The following is a 13,528-nucleotide window of genomic DNA, read 5'->3' as shown; positions in this document are numbered from 1 at the left end:
TCCTTACAGACGCCTGTATCATGCAGGTTATCTGCCGGATTCTTTTTCCAGCGCCTTCATGATCGCCTTTGCAAAATTTTCGTCCTGCACGGCAAGGCTGGCACGGAATTCTTTGCCCATTGCTCTGCCCAGGCTCTCTTTGTCTGAAAGGAAATATAACGGAACTTCATAATAGGTACACATATTCCGAAATTTCTTTTTTGTGTTTTCGGAGGCATCATCTGCCACCAGTGCCAGGAAACCTTTTCCTGTTTTTACGGATTTCTCTGTGGAAAATTCTCCGCTCACTGTTTTTCCTGCTTTTGTCGCAAGTCCGATGAGTGATAAAACCTTATTGTTTTTCAATTGATCCAAACTCCTTTTTGAGGTTCTGATACACTTCATCCGGAACTGCCATTTTCAAGGAACGCTCCAGGCCATGGTTTTTGATAGCCTTTTCCAGGCATTCCTCTGAGAAACAAAGGTATGCGCCGCGTCCGTTTTTCTTACCTGTAGCGTCCAGGATGATCTCATTCTCTGATGTCCTGAGAACTCGTATCATTTCCTTTTTGCTTTTCATTTCCCTGCAGCCGGTACACTGACGCATGGGAATCTTGGTTCTCGTTTTCATTATTCTTCGGCATCTCCATCTGCTGTTTCTTCAGCTTCTGTTTCTGTCTCTTCTGTATCTTCCTCTGTTTCTTCAAGCTCTTCGGAAACAGCCTCTTCTGTCATTTCTTCCTCTGCTTCCTCGTGTTCCTCATCGTAATCATCGTAGAAGTCACCGGACTCTCTTGCCTGTGTCTCGCTCTTGATGTCGATCTTGAAGCCTGTAAGTCTTGCAGCAAGACGTGCGTTCTGTCCTTCCTTACCGATAGCAAGGGAAAGCTGGTAATCCGGAACTACGACCAGTGCGGTCTTTTCATCCGGGTCAGCCATAACTGCGATAACCTTTGCAGGACTTAATGCATTCTCGATAAGGATCGCCGGGTTCTCATCCCAGTTGATGATATCGATCTTCTCACCGTGAAGCTCGTTAACAACTGCACCTACACGTGCACCGTTCATACCAACGCATGCTCCCACAGCATCTACATCCGGATCGTTGCTCCATACAGCGATCTTGGTACGGGAGCCTGCCTCACGGGCAATGCTCTTGATCTCAACGGTACCGTCTCTTACCTCTGCAACCTCGGACTCGAAAAGTCTCTTTACAAGACCGGGATGTGTTCTGGAAACCAGGATACGCGGTCCCTTCGGTGTATCCTTAACTTCAAGAATGTAAACTTTTACTCGCTCAGTTGGCTGGAAGGTCTCACCCTTTACCTGTTCGTTCTCTGTAAGTACTGCGTCTGCCTTACCAAGGTTGATGCTGACATTTTTGCCCATTACTCTCTGAACAATACCGGTTACCACTTCTTTTTCGATTCCATAATACTGATCGTAAAGAACTTTACGCTCTTCCTCACGGATTTTCTGAAGAATGACATTCTTTGCATTCTGGGTTGCGATACGTCCGAATTCCTTGGACTGGATCTCAACCTTCATAACATCACCGATCTCTGCGTTCGTGTTTGTTTTCTGTGCATCCACCAGAGAAATCTCCAGCGCCGGATCCTCCACATGCTCTACAACAGTTCTGTCAGCGTAAACACTGAAGTCACAGGTCTCCGGATCGATCATAACGTGAACGTTATCTGCCTTTCCGAAATGGTTCTTACATGCCTGGATCAGTGACTGCTCAATTGCCTCCAGCAGTGTATCCTTACTGATGTTTTTCTCTTTTTCGAGAACGTCCAGCGCATCTCTTAAATCTCTGCTCATTTTTCTTTTTTCCTCCTGAATTTTACAGATTCGATTCTCTTTTAGAATTCGATCGCAAGACGAATCAGGGCAATATCTTTTTTATCAAAGGTACGTTCTGTGCCGTCTTCATCGATTGTCACACTGTTACTATCATATGCATTTAAAATACCGCAGAATTCTTTCTGTTTCTCGATGGGCCGGTAGGTACGGATCTCCACCAGCTTGCCAAGGCTTCTCTTAAAGTCTTTTTCTTTTTTAAGAGGCCGGTCAAGTCCCGGAGAACTGATCTCCATAATGTAGCTGTCCTCGATGAAATCCTGCTCATCCAGTATATCGCTGAATGCACGGCTTACGTCCTCGCAGTCATTGACTGTGATTCCGCCCGGTTTGTCGATATAGCCTCTGAGATACCAGGTTCCGGCTTCCTTGACATACTCCACATCTACCAGTTCAAAGCCCCTGGACTCCACGATCGGTGTAAGGATCGCCTCTGTCTTCTGTTCATATTCTTCCCGTCTGCTCATGCTTCCCACCTGCCTTTCCTATTTCTGCCTATTTCTGAACAAATTCCTTCTCAACAAATAGGAGCGGGCTCTCGCCCACTCCTATGCCAACAAGTTCTTAGTTTCGTTCATTGTAACACCAATGTCTGTTAAATGCAAGTATTAATTGCGATTTGAATTTCTGTTTATCTTTTACAGGATTTCTCCCGCTTTATAGCATGCTGCTATATAATCTCTCGGCTGATAATAAAAATCTGTATTATAGTCCGAAATATGTGCATCAATCCAGGAATGATAAATATCCCATATTCCTTTTTCGATTTCCGCATCATCATATATGTCTTCTATTAATCGCTCATATACTTCTCCAATATCCCAGTAATCCGGAACCGTATATCTGCACATGGATACATTGTCAAATTTTCCTTCTGGAATATTGCATTGCTCCATAAACTCTGCTGCAACTTTTTGTATTGGCTCACAGTGAAATACATCCGCATAATCGTATATTCTCTTTATGTTTTCTCTGCCAAGATAATCTGTGATTTCCCGCCGATGTTGTTTTCTGTTTCGTCCTATATACTCAATCAGGCTACAGGTAAAAAATAAATTGTTATTATTTTTTTTCGCCATATACGACCTCACTTCCTGCAAATTCCAAAGTATCCAATGCCGAAACTGTATGAAAACTGATCTGATGTGTGGGGTACTTAAATTTTACCAGTTCCCAGAAAGCAGATCTTGAGATCTTACCATCCAGATAGTTTTGCAGGTAATTGTAGATCGTATCATCTGCCATCGGTCCTTCCACAATATCATACTGATGTGCTTGTCCACTTCGACAGGAAATAATAAAGTCCAGCCATTCTTCTGTCATTTTCTCAAATCTAAGAATTTTTAATTCTGTATTTTCTGTATACTCGTACCTGTTAATGTATCCCTTTTCTCCATACCTTGTCGCCCACCGTTCTGCCTGTTTTTCGATGTTCGTACAATAGAAGCCAAAGTAGAAATCTTTGTTAAATCGGGCTTTTCTGATTTCCGGATACTCTACTATATCTTTACTTCCATGATATAAAGTCATATGCACTCCTTTTCAGATTGGACTTAACACAATAGTTTCCTGGAGCTATTATAACAAATGTGTATCGAAAATCGCAATATATTTTACTCTCACAAGAGCATCTATATCACGACACTCTCCCATTCTCCATCTCATACACCACATCCGCTACTTTCATCGTAGAAGTTCTGTGTGACACCAGCACGACGGTACGGTTGGCTTTATCTTCCTTCAGGGATTTCAGGATGATGCCTTCGTTCAGGGAATCCAGATTGGAGGTTGGCTCGTCCAGAAGAAGGCTACCAGCGCGGTTCCTTCCACTACGGGGTCCTGATGCCGGATAAAGTATTCAAAAACGCCGGTTGGGATCCGGGGATTTCCGTTTTCTTCTTCGGCTTTTACCCAGCCGGTTTCTGGGTCCACATACCAGAGAACAGTTTTTTTCCTCCGGTGCTGTGCAGAACAGTTCAAAATAGCTGTCCTCTTTTTTTACATGAAGGCGGATCTGTTCTTTATAATTCTTAAATTCACCGGCCAGTCTTCTTGGACAGGTTTTTTCCATGTAGTAGATTCCCATGAGAAAGGAGTATTCCCCCGGCTCATAGCGGTATCTGAGGTCTGTGTTCCGAAGAGCATGCTCAAAGGTGCTTCCGTAATTTACAAAATTGCAGATCTGCTGCACGGTCTCATCGCTTACCACGTGCTCCATGCGGCAGGCATCTTCTTCTGCAATGCGGCTTTCTACTCCTACATATTCCAGAAGCTGGGTGAAGGTTTCATGGCGATGGCGGCATTCCTCGCCCCGGATCCGTCCCAGCTCTGTGAGGCAGACGCAGATGTTTTTTTCTTCGATTTTTACGTAGCCCTGGGCGGTCAACTGTTTCAGACAGGCCAGAACCTCCCGTCTGCTCATCTTCATCCGCCCGCAAATCTCGGAGATTCCGATCAGGGCGTCCTTTTTTGCAAGAGAGCAAAGCTCCTCCAGTATGTCTTCCTCGATTTCTCTTTTGGATAAGGGTATGCTGTGGCCAGCTCTTCTGTGGATTCATATGTTATTTTTGTCATTGTTTTTTTCTGAACCTGTTTTATATTTGCGGCTGTGTTAGTTCAGTCTAACTCATTATAAAAGATGGCTCATATTTCTGTCAAGAGGGCAAAAAAATCCCCACCGGTCGGGTTAATTGTACCTGATCGGTGGGAAGTATATATTCTGTAAAATTGTATTCTCTTTATTTACGTCCAGTCGCTCTCCGCTTCTGCCAGCTTCTCCCTCAATGTTTTCTCAAGAGCCACAAAAGCCGGAATAAAGCTGTCGCGGATGAGCAGGATCATCTCATCTACTTCCTGCTCATTATATATATGGACAGATGTGTTACGCTTTTTCAGCATGAGCAGCCACACTGCTGAATCGTTTACGAAGCCCAGCTTATAGCCAAGCTGCAGGATTTCTCTCGGTGAACCGGTGTCTGCTCCTTCTGCCCCGTGGAGTCGCAGGATCTCCTGAAGAGCTTTCCAGGCAAGCTCGAAAGTCAGGTTGAACTGTCCGATCACGCCGGTTCTGTAAATATCGTTGTTATCCGCAAGTTTGAAATCTGCATTTCTTAATATAGTAAGACAATTAGAAAAATTATCAAGCTTTTTCATAGATCACAACTCCATCCTTTTTAATTTCTTTTTTGAGTTCTTCGGAAATTGAAGCATCTGCATTAATTACATCAAACATCAGAAGTGAATGGATATTTTCTTTGATATCCCAGTAAAAGGAATCAAAATCTCCTCCATATACAGCAATATCTACATCACTTCTTTCTGTATTGTTTCCTCTTGCACGGGACCCAAAGAGGATGATCTTTCTGACAGAATGTTTTGTGGCAAATGAAAATAGTTCTCTTATAACTCTTTCCGGAAGATCATATCGCATTTTTAACGCCTCCCATTTTCATATAACCCTATCATATCCTATCTGCCAGTTATCCGCAATCCTCTTCGCGTCTTTTATACCCTCGGCTTCACACCCTTCGTATCTCTCTTAGCCAGCTTAACTTTATTCAGCACATACGGCTTATCATGATATTCAATGGCATACTCCTGCCTGCTTTCCAAAAGATACGCATGGTGGATCCGGTCTTCGCCGGTAAGCTTCATGCCGCGGACACCCATAGCGTTTTTCTTAGTGACGGAGATCTCGGTTTTCATGATACGGAGAAAGTAACCCTTTTCAGACTGGAACACAACCTGATCCATCTCGTCCGCTGCTCCTACGAATACAAGGCGGTCATCCTCTGCAAGCTTGGTGGAAACAATGGTACGCTTGGAAGCACGGAACTCTTCTCCTTTTACCAGCTTGCACATGCCGTTCTCTGTAACAAAGAGCACTGTGGAGGCTGCCACCTGGCTCAGCGGTGCCACATAAAGGATCTGCTCGGAAGTACTATCATAATTACCCAGATTATCTGCCGGAACACCTTTATCACGGAAACGCACCAGCGGGATATCCTCTGCCTTCACGGTGTGGAGCTTGCCGGTATCTGTAAAGATACAGATCTTGTCCGTATTCATGCAGGTAAAGACATAGCGGCTCTCTGCATGAGCGGCATCCTTATTACGCTCGTAGGCATTCTTGTCAATGAGACGCATATATCCGAAACGATCCATCAGGAAGCAGACTTCGGTCTCTTCCATCTTCTTCTCCTCATAAACAGCTTCCTCGGCGTTTTCAATGGAAGTCTTACGCTTACTGCCGTATTCCTTCTTGATCTGATCCAGTTCACCCATGATCACTGCTGCCATGGAGTCATAATTATTCAGGATATCCTCATAAGCAGCAATGTTCTTCATGGTTTCCTCATGCTCCTTCATCAGAGCATCGATCTCCAGACCGATCAGCTTGTAAAGACGCATGTCCAGAATAGCTGCGGCCTGTTTTTCTGTGAATTTCAGGGTTTTTGCCGCTTTTTCGGAGGTCTTGGTCTTGAATTTAATCCCTTCTGTGATACCATCGGTCAGGCATTTCTTTACCTGGTCACGGCTCTTGCTGCCACGGAGGATCTCGATGATCAGATCAATGACATCGCAGGCTTTGATAAGGCCTTCCTGGATCTCCCGTTTCTCCTGTTCCTTGGCAAGAAGGGTTGTATATTTTCTGGAATTTACTTCAAATACAAAGTCCACATGGTGAGCAATGATCTGCTTCAGTCCCAGTGTTTCCGGTCTTCCGTCTGCAACTGCCAGCATGTTGACACCGAAGGTATCCTCCAGTCGGGTCTTCTTATAGAGCATGTTGGTAAGGTTCTCCACGTCTGCATCGCGCTTCAGTTCCAGAACGATACGGATCCCCTCTTTGGAGGACTGGTTGGAAATATCCACGATATCTGTGGTCTTCTTGGTCTCTACCAGGGTTGCGATATCATTAAGGAATTTTCCGATGTTTGCACCGATCATGGTGTAAGGAATCTCTGTGATCACCAGCTGCTGGCGACCGCCCTTCAGCTTCTCTATTTCCACCCGTCCACGGATACGGAGCTTACCTGTTCCAGATTCATAGATCTTTACAAGGTCGTCCTTATTTACTACGATACCACCTGTCGGAAAATCCGGGCCCTTGAGATAACGCATCAGCCCACGGGTGCTGATATCATTATTCTTCATGTATGCCTTCACAGCATCCACCACTTCGCCCAGGTTATGCGGCGGGATACTGGTAGCCATACCAACGGCGATTCCGTCTGCTCCGTTTACAAGGAGATTTGGGATACGCACCGGAAGTACTACCGGCTCCTTCTCTGTTTCATCAAAGTTCGGCATGAAGTCCACAACGTTCTTATCAAGGTCTTCCAGAAAAACCTCCTGGGTCAGCTTCTCCAGGCGGGCCTCTGTGTATCGCATGGCTGCGGCTCCGTCGCCTTCAATGGAACCAAAGTTTCCATGTCCGTCCACCAGTGTACGACCCTTTTTAAATTCCTGCGCCATGACTACAAGCGCATCATAAATGGAGCTGTCACCGTGGGGATGATATTTACCCATAGTATCTCCTACGATACGGGCACATTTACGGTACGGGCGGTCGTAACGGATGCCAAGCTCATACATATCGTAAAGGGTACGGCGCTGTACCGGCTTCAGTCCGTCACGTACATCCGGCAGTGCTCTGGAAATGATAACGCTCATGGCGTAATCGATATATGATTTCTGCATGATCTCCGCATAATCGGTGCGGATGATATTGTCCTGTTTCGTATTCATAGTTTATTCTCCCAATCAAATATCCAGCTCTGCATCTGTTGCATGCTCATAGATAAAGGCCTTACGTGGCGGAACATCGCTTCCCATCAGGATCTCTGTCACATCGGAGGCCATGCGGGCATCTTCGATCTCCACACGCTTCATCATTCTTGTCTCAGGGTTCAGGGTAGTCTCCCAGAGCTGCTGGGCGTCCATCTCACCGAGACCTTTGTATCTCTGGAGCGTGAAGCTTCCCGGTTTATGGCTCTTACGGTATTTCTCAAGAGCCTTGTCATCGTAGAGATATTCCTCCTGCCCCTTCTTCGGCATTACCTTATAAAGAGGTGGCATGGCAATATACACATGTCCCTCATAGATAAGCTCCGGCATAAAACGGTAAAACAAGGTCAGAAGCAGAGTAGAGATATGAGCACCATCCACATCCGCATCGGCCATGATCACGATCTTGTCATAACGAAGCTTCGTGATATCAAAATCATTTCCGTAGCCTTCGGAAAAGCCGCAGCCAAAGGCATTGATCATAGTCTTGATCTCTGCGTTGGCCAGCACCTTGTCGATGGTAGCCTTCTCTACGTTGAGGATCTTACCGCGGATTGGAAGGATCGCCTGATAGTTACGATCTCTGGCTGTCTTGGCCGAACCGCCGGCGGAATCTCCCTCTACGATAAAGATCTCACACAGTGACGGATCCTTTTTCTCACAGTTGGCCAGCTTGCCGTTGGAATCAAAAGAGTATTTCTGTTTGGTGAGAAGGTTTGTCTTGGCACGCTCCTCGGTCTTACGGATCTTGGCCGCCTTTTCCGCACAGGAAAGGACGATCTTCAGTGTTTCCAGATTTCGGTCAAAAAACAGTACCAGCTGTTCTCCTGCTACCTTGCCGGTGGCTCTGGATGCGTCCTGGTTATCCAGCTTGGTCTTGGTCTGTCCCTCAAAGCGGGGTGCCGGATGTTTGATGGAGACTACAGCAGTCATTCCGTTTCGGATATCTGCACCTGTAAAATTGGGGTCTTTATCCTTCAGTACACCGATCTCACGTGCGTAGGTGTTCATTACCGTTGTGAATGTAGTCTTAAATCCGGTCAGATGAGTTCCTCCCTCTGCATTGTAGATATTATTGCAGAATCCGAGAACGTTCTCACGGAACTCATTGGTAAACTGAAAAGCAACCTCCACCTGGATCCCGTCTGCCTCTCCTTTAAAATAAACCGGATCATGGAGAGGCTGTGCATTCTTGTTAAGGTCACGGATAAAGCCTACGATCCCCTCCGGCTCATGATACTCGATATCCTCAGGAGTGTCCCCTCTTCGATCCTCAAAATGGATGGTAAGCTCCGGATTCAGATAGGCAGTCTCATGAAGACGGCTCTTTACATCCGCTGCTCCAAATCTTGTTTTCTCAAAAATCTCCGGATCCGGAAGGAAATTCACACAGGTTCCGGTACCTCTGGTCTTCCCTAATTTGGGGAGAAGTCCTGCTTCCAGTTCAATGGTAGGGATTCCTCTCTCATAGTGGTCATGATGTATATAGCCATCACGGCTGATCTTAATATCCAGATACGTAGATAATGCGTTCACTACGGAAGAACCTACACCATGAAGTCCGCCGCTTGTCTTATATGCGGAATTGTCAAACTTACCGCCTGCATGAAGGGTTGTAAAAACAAGACGCTCCGCAGATATTCCCTTGGCATGCATATCCACCGGGATCCCTCGTCCATTATCCTCTACTGTACAGGAACCGTCCTTCTCAAGAACTACATGGATACGGCTGCAGTACCCTGCAAGGTGCTCATCCACCGCATTGTCTACGATCTCATATATCAGATGGTTCAGTCCCTTTCTGGATACGCTTCCGATATACATACCGGGGCGCTTTCGCACGGCCTCGAGGCCCTCCAGGACAGAGATACTGCCCGCATCATAAGTGTCTTTTTTTGCCATTCCACTGATTCCTTTCTTTTTTATATTCGAACATTTGTTTGTATTATACTCAAAATATATGTACTTGTAAAGTCCACATGATCATCTTTTCTCTGCAATTTTTCCAAAAGATACGCGTGGCAGTTCAAGGAACCGGTCTTCCGAAAAATCGCTTTCTTCAGCCGCCACAGCCTATCTATTCTATCAAAAGTATCTGTAAACTTCAAGCAATTTGTGTCTGTCTGAATACAACAGGCGGAAAACCCTGCTTTTTATGAAAGCATGTTTTCCGCCTGTTTCTGATCATTTCAGGAAATTTTTTCCAGAAGCTTCTCCTCGCACAGGGGCCTGGAAAAATAATATCCCTGTATCATATCCACACCCCATTTTTCCAGAAGCTTTACCTCCTTTTCGGTCTCAGCGCCTTCTGCGATCACCTTATATCCCATATGCTGCAGGATCATGACAATGCTGCGATAAAAGGTAGCCGTCTGAGGATCGCTGCTGACCCCGGACAAAAGAGAACGGTCCATTTTTACTGCTGAAAACGGGATGCGAAGAACTGCGTTCAGATTTGCATAACCGGAACCGAAATCATCCAGGCACATGTGGATCCCCACTTCTGCAAAATCATCAATGGCTGTGCAGAAGCTTTCGCTGTATTCGGTTGCCACGTTTTCCGTGATCTCAAACTGAAAATATCCCGGATCTAATCCATACCCCTGTATGATCCCGATAAGCACATGGCTGTATCCGGGTTTCATCAGTTCGGAAGGAGAAAGATTGAATTTCACATTCCGGATCTTCTTCATGATATATTCATGTTCTTTTATAAAACGGCAGACCTTGTGAAGCTGAAGACATCCCACTGCAGAGATCATTCCCTGTTTTTCCGCGATCCCGATAAACACATCCGGCGGGATCATTCCCAGAGCAGGATGTTTCAGCCGGCTCAGTGCCTCCAGAGTAATAAAATCCTGGTTTTTTATAGAATATACCGGCTGATAATATACTTCAAACAGATCCTCTTTCACAGCCTTCTGAAGAAAATGCTCCACTTCCTGTTCATAGCGAAAGCCCTCCAGGATCTTGCTGTCCGACTGAATCAGGACCGTATCCTGACGGTTCTGTATCAGAGAGATCATATATTCAATATAAGAAAGAATACTATCCTCTTTTTCCAGTTTTTCCGCATTCATGATCCCGCAGATTGCAGCATGGAACGACACCTTTTCGTTTTCGATAAAAAACGGCTTTTTCAGAAATTCTTCTATGCCATCTCTGGCTTTTTCATAATCTGTCAGCGAGTCCAGCACTGCCAGAAAGCAATTGCCTGTGATACGAAAGATCTGCACTGAATCCGTGATCTCCCGAAATCCCTTCGCCGCCCGGATCAGCAGCTGATCTCCCACTCTGGTACCGTAGATCCGGTTGATCTGCTTCATATTGCGGGCATCCACAGCAAGCAGATGAAAGCTTTCTTTTCGATAGAGCTTTTCTCCGATCCATTTGTCAAAATACTGTTTGTCAAATAAACCTGTCATACTGTCCGTATATTCACCTGGATTGTTCATAGTAAGATAGATCAGCCAAAGTCCTACAGAAAGTCCGAAGCCGGTAAGCAGTATTCTTTCCGCGGCAATCTGGAGAAACAGGCAGGCTGCTTCGATAAACCAAAATCTCCATATGGTGCGCCGTATTTCTTTTTCTGCTGTTTTTCCATAAAGTAACATAAATGCAACGATCACCAGCATAAAAAAGAATACATATCCATAGAGCAGAAAATGAAAACTTCCCCGGATAAATCTACCTTCCTGGTCAAAATAAAAAAGCCATCCCGTCCGTAAGTTTGCTGTAACTGCCAGCAGCATTGCAGCTGGCAGGACCACCCAACCGGTTTTCAGCCATTTATATTTCTCCTTCTGTCTTCCGGTGATGATCCGAATGTAGCAGAAAAGCCCGTAGGTAAGTATGACATCACAGAAATAATAGAGCGTCAGGACCAGCGCTGACATTCTGCAGCCTTCGCTGCTGCCGCCTCCCGCGATCACCGCACTCAGCATATCCAGCAGCACGTAAACGCCGCTGAAAGCCAGAAAACATACAAAATTCCTGTTTTCCGCATTGTTCAGTCTTTTATGAGAAAAATAATGTATCGCGATCATCGTCACCAAAACAAGGGATGTGATCTGAAAACAGTTAATATACTCCATTTTTCAAATCCCCCTTCTTTTTGTTCTCATAAAGCTTCCTGTCTGCCTCATATTTCCATTCTCCCATGGATTTCAGAGAGCCATCCTTATTTCGCAGATGGCTGCATCCCAGGGACAACGAAAAACGATGTCTGCATCCTCTCCCGATATTCCGGAGTTCTTCTTTCAGGCGTTCCGACCAGAATTCGTCCGGTACTTCCGGATCATAGACCAGAACCGCAAATTCATCCCCGCCGATGCGGTAGCAGGTTCCTTTTTCCCGGAAAACGTTCTCCACACATCTGGCCGAGATCACCACCATCTCGTCTCCTGCAGCCCGTCCGTATTCTTCGTTGATCACGCGAAGCTGATCGATATCGATATACATAAGAAGGATATCCCGGTATCTGCCCATATCTGCGGAAATACTTTCCAGTTTTTTCTCAAAATTGGCTCTCGTCTCAAGTCCTGTCATCCCATCCTCTCTGGACAGTCGTTCGTAAGCCTGGGATTCCAGACGGTAACGGACGTTGTCTGCCATCATCATGACTGCGTCTGCAATGACCAGCACAAGAAACACAAGATTTCCCAATTCAAAAATGGATCCATAGTAGGAAATCTCGAACAGCCAGTACAGGATCAGCGCTATGATACCGCTTGCTCCCACGATGATATATGCAATGAGAAGCAGATGTATCTCACGCTGTTTATGCTTCCGGTACTCCCGGATCAGAAGTACCGCTGATATCAGGACCCACACAACCAGCAGGATATGTGTTACAAACAACATATCCTTAAATTCAAAGGCTCCCAGGATCACCAGAACTCCCTGTAAAACAGCATTCAGATAAAATGTAAAGATTCCAAGATCCAGGAGCCTGTATTTTTTCATGTTTCCGATATTCTGCAAAAAACGCAGCATCGGAACTGCCAGCAGCATGAACATATAAAAAGAAATGAGACATAATACTTCGGGGCATCTGCTGTAGCTTTGTGCCAGTGATGAGTCCGTCACCAGCCAGATACTGCACATCATAAGGAACAGTGCCACATCCCGGAACCGTCTGTCCGGCATCTGCCTTATTCTCATATAGATGCAGATGCACAGGGCGATCATACTTAATACGATCATGATCGTTGCCGCCCCTAAAGGAATGGCTGCTTTTCTGATCTGATACCAGGCTATTGCACTTCCGGTTCCTATGCATACCGGCTCTATAACATATTTTCCTCTCTGAGGCGCAGAATAGCTGAACGTCAGGACTTTTCCCTCTGTGTCATTACCCAGAGCGGCGATGCACTGCACCTTGGAACGCATCTGCACATTTTTGGAAAACATGGCCTCCTTATATTCATACAGGATCTTTCCATTCAGGCGTATCACCAGATCGTACTGGGCTCCTGTAGAAACCACGGTCATCCCTCTGCTTTCCGCTCCCAGACTTTCATTGTACAGGATCAGCTTTTCACCTGTTTTTGCCGGAATTTCCGCAGGCAGGGTGATCTCCTGTTTTTTTCCGTCTTTTATGTAGTACCATCCTTTGTTAAGAAGCTGTACACTGTCCTGCTTCTGGATCAGCCCCCCTGTGTGGATCGCCGCAAAGATCGCGCCAAAAACCAGCAGTACCACAACAAAAAGAAAGGATTCTCCCTTCCATATCAAACTTTTCTTTTTTCTGTAATCCATACTCTTCCTCTTTATATTTTTTTATTCCATTTCATTTTGTATCTATCATATCATCAATAGATTTTTCCGTCAAAAAAATTATCAAAAAACAGGGTGAAAATTTTTTTCAAAAAAAGAAAAAAAGTGCTTGCATTTT

13 protein-coding genes and 1 pseudogene are annotated in these 13,528 nt (G+C 45.4%); all 14 read right to left on the bottom strand.

The annotated features are described in order from the left end of the window. Positions 1–27 precede the first annotated feature (27 nt). On the bottom strand, positions 28–345 hold the full coding sequence (locus NE671_RS02010; RefSeq protein WP_021650310.1) for a L7Ae/L30e/S12e/Gadd45 family ribosomal protein: 318 nt from the start codon (positions 343–345) through the stop codon (positions 28–30). Continuing rightward, entirely contained in the window at positions 332–610 is a 279-nt protein-coding gene (gene rnpM / locus NE671_RS02005) for an RNase P modulator RnpM (protein WP_015525795.1), read from the bottom strand. The genes NE671_RS02010 and rnpM overlap by 14 nt, the downstream gene beginning before the upstream one ends. Further along, the gene (gene nusA, locus NE671_RS02000; RefSeq protein ID WP_110102010.1) at positions 610–1,803 is read right to left on the bottom strand and encodes a transcription termination factor NusA; all 1,194 of its coding nucleotides are present in this window, start codon (positions 1,801–1,803) and stop codon (positions 610–612) included. Before nusA ends, rnpM begins: the two co-directional genes overlap by 1 nt. A gap of 41 nt (positions 1,804–1,844) precedes the next feature. After that, a complete protein-coding gene (gene rimP, locus NE671_RS01995; protein ID WP_021650312.1) occupies positions 1,845–2,309 on the bottom strand; it encodes a ribosome maturation factor RimP in 465 nt (154 codons plus the stop codon). A gap of 171 nt (positions 2,310–2,480) precedes the next feature. Beyond that, entirely contained in the window at positions 2,481–2,921 is a 441-nt protein-coding gene (locus NE671_RS01990; RefSeq protein WP_021650313.1) for a hypothetical protein, read from the bottom strand. Further along, positions 2,905–3,372, bottom strand: a complete 468-nt coding sequence (locus NE671_RS01985) for a DUF3990 domain-containing protein (RefSeq protein ID WP_022426617.1) — start codon at positions 3,370–3,372, stop codon at positions 2,905–2,907. The genes NE671_RS01990 and NE671_RS01985 overlap by 17 nt, the downstream gene beginning before the upstream one ends. A 106-nt stretch (positions 3,373–3,478) precedes the next feature. Further along, positions 3,479–3,649, bottom strand: a pseudogene (locus tag NE671_RS15995) (ABC transporter ATP-binding protein); the annotation flags it as partial. 51 nt (positions 3,650–3,700) lie between these two features. Next, the gene (locus tag NE671_RS01975) at positions 3,701–4,264 is read right to left on the bottom strand and encodes a metal-dependent transcriptional regulator (protein ID WP_022426616.1); all 564 of its coding nucleotides are present in this window, start codon (positions 4,262–4,264) and stop codon (positions 3,701–3,703) included. Between the two features lie 320 nt (positions 4,265–4,584). After that, entirely contained in the window at positions 4,585–4,995 is a 411-nt protein-coding gene (locus tag NE671_RS01970) for an HI0074 family nucleotidyltransferase substrate-binding subunit (protein ID WP_022426615.1), read from the bottom strand. Then, positions 4,982–5,272 (bottom strand): nucleotidyltransferase family protein, encoded by a 291-nt coding sequence (locus NE671_RS01965; RefSeq protein WP_021650318.1) that lies wholly within the window; start codon positions 5,270–5,272, stop codon positions 4,982–4,984. The genes NE671_RS01970 and NE671_RS01965 overlap by 14 nt, the downstream gene beginning before the upstream one ends. Before the next feature lie 74 nt (positions 5,273–5,346). Beyond that, positions 5,347–7,593, bottom strand: a complete 2,247-nt coding sequence (locus NE671_RS01960) for a DNA gyrase/topoisomerase IV subunit A (RefSeq protein ID WP_022426614.1) — start codon at positions 7,591–7,593, stop codon at positions 5,347–5,349. Positions 7,594–7,608: 15 nt separating this feature from the next. Then, positions 7,609–9,534 carry a DNA gyrase/topoisomerase IV subunit B gene (locus NE671_RS01955; protein WP_022426613.1) on the bottom strand — a complete coding sequence of 642 codons (1,926 nt, stop codon included), beginning with the start codon at positions 9,532–9,534 and terminating at the stop codon, positions 7,609–7,611. A gap of 287 nt (positions 9,535–9,821) precedes the next feature. Beyond that, positions 9,822–11,726 (bottom strand): GGDEF domain-containing phosphodiesterase, encoded by a 1,905-nt coding sequence (locus NE671_RS01950; protein WP_022426612.1) that lies wholly within the window; start codon positions 11,724–11,726, stop codon positions 9,822–9,824. Further along, positions 11,713–13,392: a GGDEF domain-containing protein gene (locus tag NE671_RS01945; RefSeq protein WP_022426611.1), complete on the bottom strand. Its 1,680-nt coding sequence runs from the start codon at positions 13,390–13,392 to the stop codon at positions 11,713–11,715. The genes NE671_RS01950 and NE671_RS01945 overlap by 14 nt, the downstream gene beginning before the upstream one ends. Positions 13,393–13,528: the final 136 nt, after the last annotated feature.

The organism is Blautia sp. DFI.9.10 (genome assembly GCF_024461705.1).
Lineage (GTDB): Bacteria > Bacillota > Clostridia > Lachnospirales > Lachnospiraceae > Blautia_A > Blautia_A fusiformis.
The sequence above is the reverse complement of the archived record's forward strand: the minus strand, read 5'-3'. Positions and strand labels throughout refer to the sequence as shown.